The organism is Halodesulfovibrio marinisediminis DSM 17456 (assembly GCF_900129975.1).
Lineage (GTDB): Bacteria > Desulfobacterota > Desulfovibrionia > Desulfovibrionales > Desulfovibrionaceae > Halodesulfovibrio > Halodesulfovibrio marinisediminis.
In genome coordinates this window covers 558,469-574,393 of sequence record NZ_FSRG01000006.1, presented here as the reverse complement: position 1 = coordinate 574,393, position 15,925 = coordinate 558,469, and the positions used below count along the sequence as shown (strand labels likewise).

At 45.0% G+C, this 15,925-nt stretch carries 14 protein-coding genes; 4 read left to right on the top strand and 10 right to left on the bottom strand.

Going from position 1 to position 15,925, the window contains the following annotated elements:
* Positions 1-23: 23 nt before the first annotated feature.
* From BUR09_RS13815 to BUR09_RS13800, 4 genes are all read right to left on the bottom strand, one after another.
* Positions 24-1,580 carry a phosphoethanolamine transferase gene (locus BUR09_RS13815; protein ID WP_074217521.1) on the bottom strand — a complete coding sequence of 519 codons (1,557 nt, stop codon included), beginning with the start codon at positions 1,578-1,580 and terminating at the stop codon, positions 24-26.
* Between the two features lie 173 nt (positions 1,581-1,753).
* A complete protein-coding gene (locus tag BUR09_RS13810) occupies positions 1,754-2,989 on the bottom strand; it encodes a P-loop NTPase (protein WP_074217520.1) in 1,236 nt (411 codons plus the stop codon).
* 274 nt (positions 2,990-3,263) lie between these two features.
* A complete protein-coding gene (gene hypB, locus BUR09_RS13805) occupies positions 3,264-3,920 on the bottom strand; it encodes a hydrogenase nickel incorporation protein HypB (RefSeq protein WP_074217519.1) in 657 nt (218 codons plus the stop codon).
* 9 nt (positions 3,921-3,929) lie between these two features.
* Entirely contained in the window at positions 3,930-4,274 is a 345-nt protein-coding gene (locus BUR09_RS13800; RefSeq protein WP_322788058.1) for a hydrogenase maturation nickel metallochaperone HypA/HybF, read from the bottom strand.
* Positions 4,275-4,423: 149 nt separating this feature from the next.
* Here BUR09_RS13800 and BUR09_RS13795 point away from each other — a divergent pair, with 149 nt between their 5' ends.
* Genes BUR09_RS13795 through BUR09_RS13785 form a run of 3 tightly spaced genes read left to right on the top strand, consistent with a single transcriptional unit; the run spans position 4,424 to position 6,743 of the window.
* Complete coding sequence (locus BUR09_RS13795) at positions 4,424-5,143, top strand: tetratricopeptide repeat protein (protein ID WP_074217517.1); 720 nt, start codon at positions 4,424-4,426, stop codon at positions 5,141-5,143.
* A 37-nt stretch (positions 5,144-5,180) separates the two neighbouring features.
* Positions 5,181-5,984 carry a tetratricopeptide repeat protein gene (locus BUR09_RS13790; RefSeq protein WP_074217516.1) on the top strand — a complete coding sequence of 268 codons (804 nt, stop codon included), beginning with the start codon at positions 5,181-5,183 and terminating at the stop codon, positions 5,982-5,984.
* 24 nt (positions 5,985-6,008) lie between these two features.
* Positions 6,009-6,743: an AMIN domain-containing protein gene (locus BUR09_RS13785; protein ID WP_074217515.1), complete on the top strand. Its 735-nt coding sequence runs from the start codon at positions 6,009-6,011 to the stop codon at positions 6,741-6,743.
* 81 nt (positions 6,744-6,824) lie between these two features.
* On the opposite strand, the gene BUR09_RS13780 is transcribed toward BUR09_RS13785, so the two are convergent.
* Positions 6,825-7,025, bottom strand: coding sequence for a heavy-metal-associated domain-containing protein (locus tag BUR09_RS13780; protein WP_074217514.1), 201 nt, complete (start codon positions 7,023-7,025; stop codon positions 6,825-6,827).
* 155 nt (positions 7,026-7,180) lie between these two features.
* Here BUR09_RS13780 and BUR09_RS13775 point away from each other — a divergent pair, with 155 nt between their 5' ends.
* The gene (locus tag BUR09_RS13775; protein ID WP_084539494.1) at positions 7,181-9,727 is read left to right on the top strand and encodes a heavy metal translocating P-type ATPase; all 2,547 of its coding nucleotides are present in this window, start codon (positions 7,181-7,183) and stop codon (positions 9,725-9,727) included.
* A gap of 178 nt (positions 9,728-9,905) precedes the next feature.
* On the opposite strand, the gene BUR09_RS13770 is transcribed toward BUR09_RS13775, so the two are convergent.
* The 5 genes from BUR09_RS13770 to BUR09_RS13750 all read right to left on the bottom strand — a co-directional run bounded on the left by BUR09_RS13770 (position 9,906) and on the right by BUR09_RS13750 (position 15,870).
* A complete protein-coding gene (locus tag BUR09_RS13770) occupies positions 9,906-10,328 on the bottom strand; it encodes a hypothetical protein (RefSeq protein WP_074217513.1) in 423 nt (140 codons plus the stop codon).
* Between the two features lie 117 nt (positions 10,329-10,445).
* Positions 10,446-11,933, bottom strand: coding sequence for a UTP--glucose-1-phosphate uridylyltransferase (locus BUR09_RS13765; RefSeq protein ID WP_074217512.1), 1,488 nt, complete (start codon positions 11,931-11,933; stop codon positions 10,446-10,448).
* Positions 11,934-12,118: 185 nt separating this feature from the next.
* Positions 12,119-13,960, bottom strand: a complete 1,842-nt coding sequence (locus tag BUR09_RS13760) for a UbiD family decarboxylase (protein WP_074217511.1) — start codon at positions 13,958-13,960, stop codon at positions 12,119-12,121.
* 501 nt (positions 13,961-14,461) lie between these two features.
* Positions 14,462-14,956 (bottom strand): rubrerythrin family protein, encoded by a 495-nt coding sequence (locus BUR09_RS13755; protein WP_074217510.1) that lies wholly within the window; start codon positions 14,954-14,956, stop codon positions 14,462-14,464.
* 416 nt (positions 14,957-15,372) lie between these two features.
* Positions 15,373-15,870, bottom strand: a complete 498-nt coding sequence (locus tag BUR09_RS13750) for a rubrerythrin family protein (RefSeq protein ID WP_074217509.1) — start codon at positions 15,868-15,870, stop codon at positions 15,373-15,375.
* Positions 15,871-15,925: the final 55 nt, after the last annotated feature.

Genomic DNA, 15,925 nt, shown 5'->3' with positions numbered 1-15,925 from the left:
TTCAGCTTCTCCCTTTTTTGTTGTTATTGTTCTGTGAGATGTGCTTGCATTGGCGAACTAGATAATAGCACAGGCTGAGAGCTGTTTGGGAGCAGAATTCCCCCCAAATTCACAGTCCATGGGAAGAATACATCATGGGAAAGATGAGCGCCTTGTTGTTTTCGTAAGGCTGTAACTGTATGGGGATAAAGCTTTGCGTAGGTGTCCGAGAACCAGACTAAAAAAGGCACTTCACGTTGTTCTTTGATGGCAGGGTTGCCATGCATAAAGCGACCGTCTTCACCGAGAGACTCACCATGGTCTGAACTGTATATTACAACTGCATTTTTATCGCGCACGAGGTTAATTACAGAAACAATAAATGAGTCTGTAGCCAAGATGCTGTTGTCATATGCATTTTCGAGCCCATCACTATAAACCCCCTGCTCGTAATCGTCTGGAGTGAATTTAGCGAACTCTTTAGTATATCTTGCGTTGTAAGAGGCGTGACTGCCACGAGTGTGAATTGTAATGGCCTGACTGGAGGAAGTGCTTTCAAGAACTTTCTTTAATGGGGGAAGAAGCATTTCGTCGTAAAACTGTCCATACGAAACTTTGCAAAAGCGATTTCGAAATAATTTTTGATCAATATCACCGATAGCGTTTGTGGTAGGAGTGTTGTGACTGTCCGTGCGGTCATTTGCAGATAGCCATGTTGTTTTAAAACCATGCTTTTTAAACACCCCAAGGAAAGACGTCATGGTTGTTTCTGGTCTTGCAAGTGTTGCAGGGGTGATCATAGCTGGTACAGAAAGACGAGTGTATGCAGAGAAAGATTTAATGGCTCCAAAGTTAACAAGGTTGTTCTCCTTGTTAAGGAGTGGTGTCGTTTCTCTTTGGTATCCATTAATTTGAAACCTGTCAGCCCGAGCAGATTCACCGATAATTGTAATAACGGTTAATGGTTCAGTTGGGGTGATTGCAACAGACTCTAACTTGGCAGAGTCGACAGGCTTTCCCTTAATAATATTCTGTACATGAAATTTTGAGAATTGCCCGAAGGCGTTAAATATACAGTATGGGAGCACGCGCTTTGTTGCTACTGCAGGACGAATGAGGCGTACCTGAGGATCTTTTTTAAATTTACCTAGGAAAACTGTTGTAGGAACAACAAAAAGTAAAGTAATTGCGAGCGGTTTTAGTTGGAATTTACCTTTTGCGTGTTTCAGTAAAAAGCCGAATATTAATGCCACTAGTAAGGCCGCTATGCCGAACAGAACAACTTTCGAAGTAATAATTTCTCCTGCTTCACCTCTGTTTGTTTCGAGCAGAAGAAAGATAAGTTCTCTGTCAATTTTTACACGGTAGGTGCCGCGAAAATAGCTGGCTAGGGCACTTATAAAGAATATTGGTGGAATAAGAATGTAAGTTACTTTTTGTAGTTGGCAGGCTGCGTACATTACACAGAAATTGAAAAGAAAGAGATAGATTGCAGACGGAATAGCGTAGACAGCAGGGAGCCGGATAAGGTCTGGAAGCATGAGAGCTGAGAAAGCAACCGTAAGAGCAGAGGCAAGGTGCTTTTTGTCCAATGCAAACATCGTTGTTTGTCTCCATAACAATCGTTTAGAAGTTCTTAACAATATTTTGTAATATATTTTAAAATGTTTTTTTTTGTAAATCGATTCGCTATGCCAGTCAAAAAAAAGAAAAGCAACTTTTTTCCTAATGAAAGAAAGTTGCTTTTCAAAACAATTTTTATGAAGAAAAGTTACTAACCTGCAGCGAGTAGTTTTCCTTCGATAAAGTCAGTCACAACAGCAACCGGTGCGTTTACTGTAATGCCTTTTACAAGAGAGATGTGTTTTTCTTTCAGTGCATCGCACGCCTCTTCTGGAACGTCTTTAGCAAGGACATAGCCTGCATCAAGGCGTTCAAGGAACGAAGCTGCTGCCTTAGGCTCGTATGCTGGAGCATCAACAGTTTCGGTGGATACAATTTTTTTAGTCTCTGCATCTGCAACAGCGATTATATACTGTTCAGCAAGGTGCATAGATGGTGACAGAGTACCTTTGGTTACAGGCAGAGCAACTTTAATGGTTCCTTTATGAGGAGGAAGGACAGGACGCAGCTTTGTGGATGGTGCAGCGTCGTTATCAAGCATAAGGATTGGTTTTATGATTTTCTGGATGCTCTGTGCGGTTGGGCTGTCCTGTTTTACAGAAAGGAAGGCGTAACCTTCATCACCTGAGCGGACGATTTCTGGATCAAGCGGGATGTCACCAAGGAAGCGGACACCAACTTCTTGAGCAAGTTTTTTACCGCCACCTTTACCGAAGATATTTTCAACGTTGCCACACTGAGAGCAAACAACGCCGCTCATGTTCTCGACGATACCGAGAACCTGGTTGCCAACATCTCCTACGAAGGTAACAGAACGGCGAACGTCATCGATAGCAACCCCTTGTGGAGTGGTAACAATAACAGCTTGAGCATCGTTGCCGAGGAGTTGCATTACAGACAGTGGTTCATCGCCAGTGCCTGGAGGGCAGTCTACTACCATGTAGTCAAGGTCTCCCCAAACAACGTCAGAAAGAAGCTGTTTGATGAAGCCCATTTTTACAGGGCCGCGCCATACTACCGGTTGGTAGGAGTTAGGCAACAGGAAGCCAAGAGACATAACGGAGAGGTTTTTACTCCATGCCACAGGCTCAATGAAAGATTCTTCGATATGAACTTTAGAGTCGCGCATGCTCAGCAGACGAGGAACACTAGGGCCGTGTACGTCCACGTCAAGCAGACCGACTTTTTTTCCTGCAAGGGAAAGACCGATAGCAATGTTGGTAGCTACAGTACTTTTACCAACGCCGCCTTTACCGGACATAACAACAATTTTATGTTTAATACGGCTGATGGTACGCTTCATCCGTGCTTCGCCAGCATCTAATTCAGTAGGTGCTCCGCCGCAGGAACCGGAAGAACAGTTACCACTGCTGCAGTCTGAACTCATAATGGTCTCCAAACAGTAGAATATGCCGCGTTACGAAAAAAAACAGTCTGTCCAGTGCGGCGGTTACCTTGGGCAGTCTGTATGAAATCTGAGTATAAAGTTAGTAGTCACTAACTTGAGGGTTGTCCAGAGGTGAATGTGTTTTTTTATACATATTGCTCAGGACGTTTTCCAACTATCTCACTGTAATTTTGTTTAATTGGAAAAAAAAGCCCCCGAGAGTCGGGGGCGTATGTTCCTTATGCACTGCACGGTAATGACATTTATTGTGACACTACTTTTGTTTAGCAGCATGCGCCTTGCGCAGCCATTCGTACCAAGTGTCGAGACCTTCGCTGGTGGTGCAGGAAGTCTGGAATACAGGCATGTCCTTGTTCAGCTGGGTAGCAAATTGTTTTGCACGCTCAACATCAAACTGTACGTATGGAAGCAGGTCGCACTTGTTCAGAATCATAGCTGAAGATTTTTCGAACAAGGCTGGATATTTTTCCGGCTTGTCGTCACCTTCAGGAACACTGAGGAGGGCGATTTTAAAGTCTTCACCGCAATCAAACTCAACTGGGCAAACAAGGTTGCCAACGTTCTCGATAAACAGGATATCGATTTCGTCCAAGTTGAAGTTAGCGAGCGCAGCAGTGATCATGTTGCTATCAAGGTGGCAGCCGCCGTCGGTGTTGATCTGAACAGCTTTGGCTCCAGTTTCTGCAACTCTGCGGGCATCATTGTCAGTTTGGCAGTCACCTTCAATTACAGCCATGGTGAATTCATCTTTAAGGTCTGTAAGGGTGCGTTCAAGAATCGAGGTCTTGCCTGCGCCCGGTGAACTGATGAGGTTAAGAACAAGAATGCCATGTTCGGCAAAGAGTTCTTTCAAATTAACTGCGATTTTGTCGTTCGCTTCAAGTATATTGCGTACTACTGGGATTTCCATGGAAATTATTTACTCCGCTTCAAGATGATCTACGTAAAGTTCTTTTCCTGTAAGCACGGTGTGTCCGAATAAGTTTTCGCACGAAGGACACGGCATATAGAAAAGATCCGTTCCTTCAGGTGTAAACTCAGTAGAGCATTCACCGCAAGTAACAGTTACAGGAATTTCTTTAAGCTCAAGCTCAGCACCTTCTAAAGGACTTTGTTTGGTCTGCACTTCAAAAGCAAACGAAAGTGCGTCAGGCACTACGTTGGTCAGTTTTCCATAGCAAACGCGAACCATAAGTAATTTAGAGGCATTATGCTTTGCCATCTCTTCCTTGACGATATCAATAAGACTTGCTGCTATTGCCATTTCATGCATGCCAGAAACGTAAAGGAAAACATATTAACCGTCCACAATGTTTTTTAAATACTAGTTTGAAGTCCTAACATACTGTTTTCAAGATAAAAGCGGTGTGATAATGTTTAGCCACGTTATAAGTGTATTATTGGGGGCAATAGATGACAGAAGGTGTTTATCATACGTCGTCCAGCCTTTGGATTGGTGCGGGTGCAACGAGAAGAAAGAGCATTTCCAAGCGGTACTGGTATGCAAGCGAAGGTACTGAAGGCAACGTATATGTGCAGTTACTGACAAGTAACTTGACTCCGGTTGGTGGTAAGCGAGTTGTTGATCGGGATGAGTTTGAAGAGGAATATGTTTTTGAACCCAATTTGCTTGCTTTAGATGCAAAGTCAGTGAATGTGGGAGCTGAGCAACTTGAACTTCAGTTGCAGGAGACGGAAGCCGTAAATGCCCTGCTGGCACAGGTCCCGACGCATAGTGCAAAGACAACAGGCTTGAAGCAGGAAGAGGAAGAGGCTGTAGAGAAGTTTGATAAGGGCATGACAATGCTGCGCGGTGGATACTTGAAGCAGGGCAGGCGCATATTGTTGGCGGTTCCTGAAAAGGATGTTCCATGGAAACCTAGGCATAAACATCTGTTTAATGATTTCGGGAAGCGTTTGAGAAAAGTGCAGGAGCCGGAAATTGCTTTAAAACATTACTTGAAAGCAATTGAGCTTTCTCCTAATGATGATCATCTGTGTTATAACATCGCTCGTGTATATTACGATTTACGAAAAATGTCCGATTGTAAAAGATGGCTGCATCGCGCTCTTGTGGAAAATCCAAAGTTGGAACCTGCGCAAAAGTTCCTGCAGGCAATAAAGAACAGGTAGTATCCTTAGTAATTCGAACGTTATTAGGAAGTACGTTGTGTTGCATTTAGAATATAAAGGTGTGTATTCCACATTTGAATCTGAACAGGACGCTGCATCAGCAGAACAGGAAAAACGCTATTGGCTTGTCTGGTTTACAGATGATGACACTGTCATGATTCAAGCCTTGTCAGCACAGCGCACTGTCGTTGGAAAACAATATCGCCTCAGAGTTGAGGATTTTGTGCATAGGTTCAGTAAGGAACAAGATTTTTTGTTGCAGCCACAAGTGCTTGCACACGCACATTTGGTAGAGCACGAAGCCCGTTCTTTACCTGATGAACCATATGTGTTTATTCTTAAAGATAAAAATGGTGACGATGTAAAGCCGGAGCTTATTTCTTCTTCGCAAGCTCTGGACATTGCCCGTAAAGAGGCAGAAGTCTTTGCCCGTGAGCAAAAAACACCTGAAAATGTAACAAAGAATTTAAAATCAAGTTTTGAAGATGCGTTGGCTGCGCTTGAGAAAGGTGATAGGCGCAATGCTCTGAAGGAACTTACAAAATTAGCTGATGTAAAAGAAGGGGTAGTGCCGGAACACAAACATGTGTTTGCAGAATTTGGTTCTGACCTGCGTAAGCAGAAACTTCCGGCTGCTGCTTTACAGCACCAGTTGCGAGTGGTGGAATTAAGCCCTGAAGATGACCATGCATTATTTAATGTTGCACGAGTGTATTATGATATGGGTGATTATGGTAATACAATTAGATACTTAAATCGTGCAATTGCGCTGAATGGAAATTTGAAACCAGCGCAGCGTTTTCTTGAATATGTACGCAGTGAGGGAAAGTCAGCAAAGTAGATGAAACCGCTGAGGGGAGGATGCATGAACCGTAACATTTCTATGATGATTTTATTGGCGCTTGTGATCGGGGCTGTGCTTATTGGTTATAATAAGTGGATGATGCGGGATGCGTATATTACTCCTGAAGATGCGTCCTCTCTGGCAGTTGTTGGTGGAAAACAGGATAGCCAGTCTTTGCAGCATGTTGTTATTGATAAGAGTACCTCTGACATCCTCGCATCTGCGGTGTCTGAAGTAGGTAACGGGGCAGCTGTGACCACAAAGGCAAAGCAGTCTCCTTCATTGAAGGTAACAGATTCGCAAGCCAAGGCACCTCAGGCTAAGACAGAGAATACACTTACCCTTGTAACAAAAACGGTCACAGTGGCGGTTCCTTCTGCAAAAGCTACTGTTCAGGTTGCGCCGTCAAAAAACGTTGCAACTTCTTTAACGGAATGCACTAAGAAAGATAGTGCACAGCTGTCTCCCTTAGTCTCTGTCTCGTATTCAGATAAGAAGCTTACAGTTTTTGCTACAAATAAATTTACGTATAAAATCTTTGGATTAAAAGAACCGGATAGATTTGTTGTAGATGTCGTTGGACATTTCAGTGATGAAGTACCGGTGCCTAAAGTTGCACCGGATAGTTTAGTGAAGGCTGTTCGTCTTGGTCATCACGATGACCGAGTTCGCATTGTACTCGATTTAAAAGGGAAGTTTCCTGCTAACTGGTCTGCAACGCAAACTAACGGAACGTTGTCTGCTGTTTTACAGTAGATGTATCTGCTGCTTTTAGCACATCCGATGAGTCGATAAAAAGAGCCGGAAGATCCGGCTCTTTTTTATTTGAGGGCGTAGTTACTTTTTGACTTCAAACCCAATTCCAGTGATGGCTGCTTCGATGTTTTCTATTGGAATTGGGCTTTCTTCTTTCCATTCTACTTTTCCAGAGAGCAGGTCAACGGTAACATCAAAAACTCCGTCAATGTCTTCGAGTGCTTTGGTAACTGCGTTAACGCAGTGTTGGCAGGACATTCCGGTAACAGTAATTGTTGGCATTGCATCATCCTTATATAACAGTTTAGAAAGAATTGTGTTAACTCAGTCTCAGGCGTAGCATACCCAAACATCTAGTGCCGCTCAACCGTTTCTCAGAGGTTTATGTCGGTGCTGACCCATATGTCATAGTGTCTTTGTGAAACAATGAGGTTTGTATGACTGATACTAATATCAAGTCGATTGATCCAAAGGTGCTCCGTAAGGTCACCATGCCTGTAAAAGGTATGACGTGTGCTTCTTGTGCTGCCCGTATTGAAAAGGGTGTTTCGGAAGTGAGCGGGGTAAAAACAATTGGTGTTAATTTGGCGACGGATTCTATGCAGGTAGAGTTCGATTCATCACAAGGCAGTCTTGCTGATATTGTGCAGAAGGTTGCTGATATCGGGTATGAAGCTGTGGTACCGGCGGGAAGCTCTGATGAAGTTGAAGCTTTGCGTTTTGCTATTAGTGGGATGCATTGCGCTGCGTGTTCTACACGTATTGAAAAAGTGACATCGCAGATGCCGGAATTTGCTTCTGTTGAAGTCAATCTGGCAACAGAGTCTGCTAGAGTAACACCGGCTGCTGGTGTGGAGAAGGGTGCTGCAGTTGCTGCGTTTACTGAAAAAGTAGCCATGCTGGGTTTCGGGGCAGAATTAAAAGATTCCGAAGGCGGCGGTGTGCAGGATGTAACTGCAATGTGGGAAGAGCAGCAGGAGGCTATGCGGGAACGCCTTGCTGAGATGAAAGCAAAGCTTATTCCTAAAATTATCTTTGCTGCGCTCCTTCTGGTCATCGCTATGGCCGACATGATTGGTCTTAGCTTGCCAGAATGGTTGGCTCCTCATTCTTCACCAAGAACTTTTTCTTTGATTCAATTGATATTGGTAATCCCTATCATATGGTTAGGGCGTGATTTCTATACTCATGGTTTTAAGAACTTGTTCAAGGGTGCCCCAAATATGGATTCACTCATCGCCGTGGGTACGGGGGCTGCCTTTGCTTATAGCCTTTGGGGAACTGTAGAAATCTACCTTGGTATTGATGTGATAGCGCGTGTTATGGACTTATACTTTGAGTCTGCAGGTGTGCTGATCGCCCTTGTATCGTTAGGTAAGTTCCTTGAAACCCGCTCTCGTTCCCATACTTCAGATGCCATTAAGGGGTTGATGGATTTAACTCCTGACACTGCTATTCGCATTGTAGATGGAGAGCAGCAAATCGTGCCTGCAACTGATGTGATGGCAGGGGATATTCTGCTTATTCGACCGGGTGAGCGCATTCCGGTAGACGGCAGCATTATTGAAGGTTCTTCCAGTGTGGATGAATCCATGTTGACTGGTGAGTCTTTGCCAGTTTCAAAAACAGTGGGTGATTCTCTTGCTGGTGGTACTGTAAACACCCATAGCGTTTTGACTATGAAGGCAGAGCATGTGGGAGCAGATACAGTTCTTTCCCGTATTATTCGTGTGGTTCAGGACGCACAAGGTTCAAAAGCACCAATCGCTTCCATGGCAGATACCGTGAGCTTGTATTTTGTGCCTATTGTAATGTGCATTGCGGTGCTTTCCGGTATTGCATGGCTTGTTGCGGGAGCTTCCTTTCCATTTGCATTACGTATTTTTGTTGCAGTAATGGTTATTGCCTGTCCGTGTGCTATGGGACTTGCGACGCCAACATCCATTATGGTTGCCACAGGACGTGGTGCTCAGTTGGGTGTATTGTTTAAAAACGGTACTGCATTGGAACAGACAGGGCGTATCCAGACTGTTGTTTTCGATAAGACAGGTACAATTACGCATGGTAAGCCTGAGCTTGTTCATGTGGAATCCTTAAGCGGTATTGATGAAATAACAGCTCTCGCCTATGCCGCCTCCCTTGAAAGTGTTTCAGAACATCCATTGGCAACTGCCATAGTAAAAGGTGCGAAAGAGCGTGGTGTAGCTCTTTTGGACGCCAAAGATGCTACCGCAGAATCTGGCAAAGGTATTTACGGAACAGTGGATGACAAGAGCATTCGTGTGGGTAATGCCTCATATGCCGGAGTGGAAGAAAACAAAGATGTTCTGGCGCGTATGAATACACAGGCCCAGCAGGGGCGTACTGCGCTTGTAATGACGGTAAATGATGAACCTGCTTTGCTGCTTGCTGTTGCCGATACTATCAAACCTGAAGCTGCGGCTGTCGTGGACAGGCTTAAAAAACGTGATGTATCTGTTGTCATGCTTACAGGTGATAATAGCGTTACTGCTGCTGCAATGGCAAAGCAGGCTGGTATTGATACTGTAATTTCTGAAGTTCATCCGGAAGATAAGAGTGACACAATCGCGAGTCTTCAGAAGCAGGGACAGCTTGTTGCCATGGTGGGTGATGGTATTAATGATGCTCCGGCGTTGGCTACTGCGGATGTAGGTATAGCTATGGGAACAGGTATTGATGTGGCAGTTGAAGCAGGCGACGTAGTTCTTATGTCTGGTGAGTTAACCGGCATAATTACCGCAGTTGAACTGAGCCGTGCAGCTGTAACAAACATTAAACAGAATCTCTTTTGGGCATTTGGTTATAACACGTTGGGGATTCCTATAGCGATGGGGCTGTTGTTTGCATTGTTTAATGGCCCGACGCTGTCACCAATGATCGCAGGTGGTGCAATGGCATTGAGTTCTGTGTCAGTTGTTTCCAACGCGCTTCGCTTACGGTGGTTCAAGCCTCAAGACGTTTAATTTGGGTGACTCGGCAACGTTGGTTTCCGGTTAGATTCTGATGATTCGCCTAAGGTGTACTTACCTAATGGGGGGCAAGGGGACGGAGCCCGCCTGCCCGTCGGAGCCCCACGGAGGCTATCAAAAAATAGAGTTAAATAAAAAAAGGTGACGTTATCAGCGTCACCTTTTTTTATAATCAGTATTGCCTAATATATTCGGAAATATTGTCAGCCGAGCAGGTTTTACTCACCCAGAAGGCGGCGGCCCAGACCATGAGTGCTGTTGCATCGGTGTTGTTGAGTCTGTAAATTTTTGCTTGCAGTGTTTCCCTGCTAATACCGTAGATGTTATGCAGTTGCTTAATATTACAGGCATCCTGCACGCGTAAGTAGAGGTAGTCTTTGCTGGAATTGTCCGGCTGTATACGCAGGTTTTTGTGCGCAGCGATAATGAGTGCAAGCTCACTGTCCGAAAAGCTGTGCTTAATGGATGTAATTGCACGAAAGAAAGTATCAACTACCCAAGGCAGAATAAATTCAGCTCCGGCACTTTTGGTGCGAAAGTAGTCTTTCAGCCATTTTTCCTGTTCGTTTGTAATACGGGCGGCAACTTGCGGCATACAGAAGAACCTCCAATGTGTCTCGGGGGTAAATCTTCGGAGTGTACCGGTTCCGAAAAAATATCACTATATACGTATGATAGCCTTGATTGTATTGTAATTATGTATCGTAGATGGCTACTTGATTTCGACTAATCCTTCTAGGGCAATGTCATCCGGTAGCAGCAGGATGTTGCCTGTCTGGTTGTTTATTGTGACATCCCCTTTGAGCGATACAGAAGGGTTGAAGATAATGTCACCGGAGATTCCAAGCTTGGTGCAGGAAGAAAGGGACGGCACACCTTCTTTAAATTTTTCATAGATGTTGTCGAATTTGCTGTAATAGCGAGGGTCAAGATGTACCTGAAGATCCTGCGTAATATTGGCTTCGTTCATTTTGAGCGTGCCGGAATGGTCAAGAAGGTAGTAGTCAGACATTACTTTGAGCAGGTCATCAGTACGTTTGACAGGGATAAACCGGTCACGTGTAGTGATAATAGCCTGTGCGTTTTTGAAGTGGGAAATAGCTGCGCCCATGGCGGTTTCGATTTGATAGATCGGAGTTGAGGAGCTGTCATGAGGGTTTATAGTCTTAGGATTTAGAATAAGTGGAAGCTTTGGAAGCCCTTTTTGTTGCATATTTTTTTTCAGAGCAACAAGGTCAATCCAGATATTGTTTGTGTTGAATAGGCAGTGTCGTGTGATGTTCTGGAAGTGATCAAGATCGCATTCCTGGCATTGGCTGACTTCACGTAAGATAAGGCGTCCGTCTTTAAATCTGGCTAGGTGGCCACCTTTACGGTCATTTTCGGTACGTGCTGTAACTTCCATAAGAAATGGAATTTGTTCTTCAGCCATGTATCCAAGCATGCGTAGATCAAGCTTGGCACCAAGGTTGTCTATGTTGGATACGAGAGCATATTGTCGCCCTTGTCTGATAAGCGTGTCCAGCACACCGGAAAGATAGAGTGACGCATAAATATCACCGTGCCCTGGAGGGTTCCATTCGCACTCTTGATTGTCGGGACACTCGGCAGGCTGCAATGTATCACGTTGTATTTTAGGAAACTTGTGCTGAACAAAGCAGAGCGGCAATTGAGATAAGCCATTCATGTACCGCAATTCATTAAGTGTATCTTTATGTGTGTTGTAGCTGTTCATAAGTACAAGCGGAAGTGAACCGCCGTACTCTTCTTGCCATGTGATTGCTTGCTTGATGGTGATGTCCAGAAAAGACATATGATCTTTTACGGGCAGTAGAGATTTGGCAAACTGCATGCCCATGCTGGTACCTAAGCCGCCATTAAGTTTTATGGCAACGGCCTTGCGTGCAAGGGCTTTTCCTGTTTTTTCGTACTGATCCAGTTCGTTAACGTGCTTTAACTGACTTTGATTTACAGGAGATATGTCCTGTTCTGGAATATGTCCTGTTGCTTGTTCGGAAACGTCAGAAATGTAGCTTGTGAAGAGGTCGATAACTTTTGCAGGAAGCCCTTCGTGGCGCATTTTTTCAACAAATGCATTAAGTGGGGATTCTGAAGCATATTGCTGTTGTGGTGCGTCTGGAGCTAGTTGACTATGCACGGATGTATTTGAACATGTGTTGCGAGAACCGGATGTAGACATATTGACTCCCTTTTCACAAGACTCGTTATATTTCACACGGGTAATGACATGAATTTACGGATGAAATTACCCACTACCATACTGAGGAGAAGCTGGAAGTATAATTTTTGAGTAAAGGGAGAGCTTAGCTAGCTGAGAATGGACAAAAAAGCCTGCGGTGAATGGCAACACCGCAGGCTTTATGCTTAAATGATATTGTGCAGGCAACCGCCTCTGGCTGCCATTTTGTCTACAGACTTCGTGACATCTGGGTCTTCTTCCAGTGCCGGAGCATGGAATGACTTGAGACGTGCATCGATAATCATAGGGCCACTGCAACCCCAGTGCTTGCAGTGGGTGAATGCACCAGCACCGTACATGTCGGTTGCAGGGTCTGAGCGGGTGAATGTTACCCAGAGGAAGTTGTCCCAGTTTGCTGCGGTGAACTCTGCATCATCCACAACAACGACGAGTGGGAGTGAGTCAAGGTTACCTACATTTTTCAGGTGTTCAGCAAGACGGAACATTGCGTCATCGTGTTCGTCGCGTGCAGCTGTGTGCTTAGGTCCTTTAATAACAACTACACCGGACATGAACAGTTTTGCATCACCAAAGCCTTCCGGCAGTGTGAAGTGGGATGGAATGTTTGAACCAAGGGTACGTTTAACTGGACCACAAGCTGTCCAGATGAGCTTGGAGCCTTGGTTCAGGCTGATGCCTGTATAGTCGAGTGTATCGATAGTGGTTCGAGTGATGAAATGGAAGTCACGCGCAAAATCGGTACGTTCAAGCATGTGTGTGAAGAAATCTTTGTAGTTGTGGGTGGTGAGTCCCGGATTGTCTTCCTTCGCTGCAAGAATTGCGTACTTGGACAGAGATGTCTGTGTGTTGCCGAGCAGGGACAGACCACAGGTGATCAGTTCCTGAGGCTGGCGTTCCTCTGCATATGGCACATAGCGTTCACTACCGATTGCAAGCAGAAGCGGGTGCACGCCTGCCGGATCAACTGCGTGTACTTCATGCACACCGTTAAAGACAGTTGGAACAAGATCTGCTGTGAGATCGTGGATAAATTCGCCGAATACGGTGTCCTCCTGAGGAGGGCGACCAACAGTTGTGAACGGCCATACTGCGTCATTACGGTGGTACACGTTGTCCACACGCATGAGCGGGAAGTCATGAGCAAGACTGTAATAGCCGAGATGGTCCCCGAATGGACCTTCAGGCTTTTGCTCGTTCGGGTACACTGTGCCGCTGATGCAGAAGTCTGCTTCAGCAAGAATAGGCAGTTGGCCTTCGCGGGTGATCATCGGCATACGGAATCCACCGAGAGCGCCGGCGAAGATCAGTTCCGCAATTCCTTCTGGCAACGGCATAATTGCTGCCATGGTCATGGCAGGAGGGCCACCAACAAAGACGTTAACTTTTAAAGGTTCGTTGCGGCGGAGCGCTTCTGCATGGTGGTAACCGATACCGCGGTGAATTTGGTAATGGAGACCTATTTCTTTATCTTTTTCAAACGGAGCACCGGTAAGTTGTACACGGTACATGCCGATGTTTGAATTCATGAAACCCGGTTTGTCCGGACTTTCAGTGTATACTTGCGGCAGAGTAACGTATCCGCCACCATCCATAGGCCATGAGTGTAGCTGCGGCAGCTGGCTTACAGTGGTTGTATTTTCAAGTACAGGGCCAGCTTTTACCTTTTTAGGGATAGTGGCTAAACCGGCACGCGGCACACCGGCATAGCGCCATGGACGTTTGAAGAAATCAAATGGATCAACCTTCAGCTTGAAAATACCTTCCAGCGCACGCAAGGTATCGCGGAAAATCCAGCGAGTACGTTCCATTGTACCGAAGATGTTACATACCATCGGGAACTTGGTGCCTTTTACGTTGGTGAACATAATAGCAGGTGCTTTCGCACGGAAAGCACGACGCTGGATTTCAGCCACTTGCAGGTGCGGGTCTACTTCCTCATGGATGCGGATGAGCTGGCCGCTTTGTTCCAGATCAGCAATAAGCTGCTGTGTATTTCTGTATCGCAAGAGAACTTCCTTTTATATCAAGCTGGGGTGAAGAAAACATTACTATCATGCCTGAAAATGTATGCCGTGAATACCACTGGATTGCTGCACTGTGTCATCCGACCCTTTTTAACATCAATACAATTGGAATAGACGGCTTACTGTTGGCGCTACTGTTTGTACAGGTACAGGTGTCTGAATGAGTACTCAAAACAGCCTTCATGAACAGGCTAACTAACCAGGATGAAAGAGCGGCTGTTACGGTCAGAACCTTTGGCATGTTGTAATGGTACTCTGTGTGAAGATTTTGCGGAATAATAGAGTAAACCATCCCAGCCCGCAAGAAGCTTGAGTGGCAAGCGAATGGAATGGTGATACGGTTACCTTATTGGGGCACAGATACAAAAAAGCCCCTCCTTATCACGGCGATAACGAGGGGCCTGCGCTCAACTCAGTAAGAGCCGCTATATGTTGTGACTCTTTCTACTGGTGACCGGAAATAATACCGGCCAGTAGGATGTATTAGTCTACTTTGTAGTAAGCAGAAGCTGCTGCACCACAAATTGGACATTTTTCTTCAGTTGGACCTTCGTGGGTGTGGCCACAAACGGAACAGTTGTAGTAGTCTACTTCTACTGGGTTCTCAATGTTTTCAAGAGCGTTAGCGTAGAGCTCTGCATGTACTGCTTCTGCTTTGTTTGCAAAGCCGAAGTAGCGTGCTGCAACTTTTTCGCCTTCTGCTTCAGCATCTTTGATCATTGCAGGGTACATGTTTTCAAACTCGTGGGTTTCACCTGCGATTGCATCTTTAAGGTTTGCAATGGTGTCGCCGATTTTACCAGCGTTACGAAGGTGAGCATGTGCGTGAATGGTCTCTGCATCAGCAGCAGCACGGAAAAGTTTTGCAACCTGAGTGTAGCCTTCTTTTTCAGCTTTTTTAGCGTAAGCAAGGTATTTACGGTTAGCCTGAGATTCACCAGCAAAAGCAGCCATGAGGTTTTCAAGAGTCTTGGACATTATTCACTCCACAAGTGTGTTTAATTATTGTTTAGGTTTCCCTTAACAGGAATGATTACTATTTATATTTTGAGTGCAACTTTGTAAAGTAAAAAATAAGATTTTTATCTGATTTTATTTTTCACAAATAAATTTATACAGATCTCTGCAATGCAAGGCCGTCAGCGTAGTGTGGTTTGTGTTGTGTAGGGACAGTTGTTTGCTGGAAAACCATACATAGCCAAAGACTGAGGCTATCCTAACTGTGTAAGTAGGAATGGTTTTCCAGCAAACTAATAGAATCGACCTACTCATGTTTTTTGGATATTTTCCGCAGCAATGTATGTGTGATATCTGTTAAGAGCGGGAGCCTGACTACAAGTTGTTTTGTAGTGGCTCCTGCTTTTGTACTTATTGTCAGCGTTACCTCTATTGGCCTAATCTACCTTATAGAAAGCTGAAGGGGCGGCATTACAGATAGGGCACTTGGCATCTTTGAACGGTCCTTCGTGTGTGTAGCCGCAAACAGAGCAGTTGTAGTAGTCTGTCTCTACTGGATTATCGATTGTATCCATCATCTTCTGGTACAAGTTAGCGTGAACTTCTTCTGCTTTGTTGGCGTAGCTGAAGAAGCGATGTGCTGCTTTTTCACCTTCAGCTTCAGCGTCCTTGATCATTTCAGGATACATGTTCTTAAATTCGTGAGTCTCACCTGCGATGGCGTCCTTGAGGTTCTCAAGGGTGGTTCCAATCTTACCAGCATTACGGAGATGCGCGTGTGCGTGGATAGTTTCAGCATCCGCAGCAGCACGGAAAAGTTTTGCGACTTGTGAATATCCTTCTTTTTCAGCTTTTTTAGCGTAAGCAAGGTATTTACGGTTAGCTTGGGATTCACCAGCAAATGCCGCCATTAAGTTTTCAGCAGTTTTACTCATGGGTTACTCCGTAAGTTTGTTGTTACATTGACCGTTAATGAGAACTGTTACTATT

Excerpts from the sequence above, each read along its gene's own strand:
- BUR09_RS13750 (WP_074217509.1), bottom strand. The coding sequence starts at position 15,870 with ATGAGTAAAACTGCTGAAAACTTAATGGCGGCATTTGCTGGTGAATCC.
- BUR09_RS13795 (WP_074217517.1), top strand. The coding sequence starts at position 4,424 with ATGACAGAAGGTGTTTATCATACGTCGTCCAGCCTTTGGATTGGTGCG.
- BUR09_RS13765 (WP_074217512.1), bottom strand. The coding sequence starts at position 11,933 with ATGTCTACATCCGGTTCTCGCAACACATGTTCAAATACATCCGTGCAT.
- BUR09_RS13785 (WP_074217515.1), top strand. The coding sequence starts at position 6,009 with ATGAACCGTAACATTTCTATGATGATTTTATTGGCGCTTGTGATCGGG.
- BUR09_RS13775 (WP_084539494.1), top strand. The coding sequence starts at position 7,181 with ATGACTGATACTAATATCAAGTCGATTGATCCAAAGGTGCTCCGTAAG.
- hypB (WP_074217519.1), bottom strand. The coding sequence starts at position 3,920 with ATGGAAATCCCAGTAGTACGCAATATACTTGAAGCGAACGACAAAATC.
- BUR09_RS13810 (WP_074217520.1), bottom strand. The coding sequence starts at position 2,989 with ATGAGTTCAGACTGCAGCAGTGGTAACTGTTCTTCCGGTTCCTGCGGC.
- BUR09_RS13780 (WP_074217514.1), bottom strand. The coding sequence starts at position 7,025 with ATGCCAACAATTACTGTTACCGGAATGTCCTGCCAACACTGCGTTAAC.
- BUR09_RS13770 (WP_074217513.1), bottom strand. The coding sequence starts at position 10,328 with ATGCCGCAAGTTGCCGCCCGTATTACAAACGAACAGGAAAAATGGCTG.
- BUR09_RS13800 (WP_322788058.1), bottom strand. The coding sequence starts at position 4,274 with ATGGCAATAGCAGCAAGTCTTATTGATATCGTCAAGGAAGAGATGGCA.
- BUR09_RS13755 (WP_074217510.1), bottom strand. The coding sequence starts at position 14,956 with ATGTCCAAGACTCTTGAAAACCTCATGGCTGCTTTTGCTGGTGAATCT.
- BUR09_RS13815 (WP_074217521.1), bottom strand. The coding sequence starts at position 1,580 with ATGTTTGCATTGGACAAAAAGCACCTTGCCTCTGCTCTTACGGTTGCT.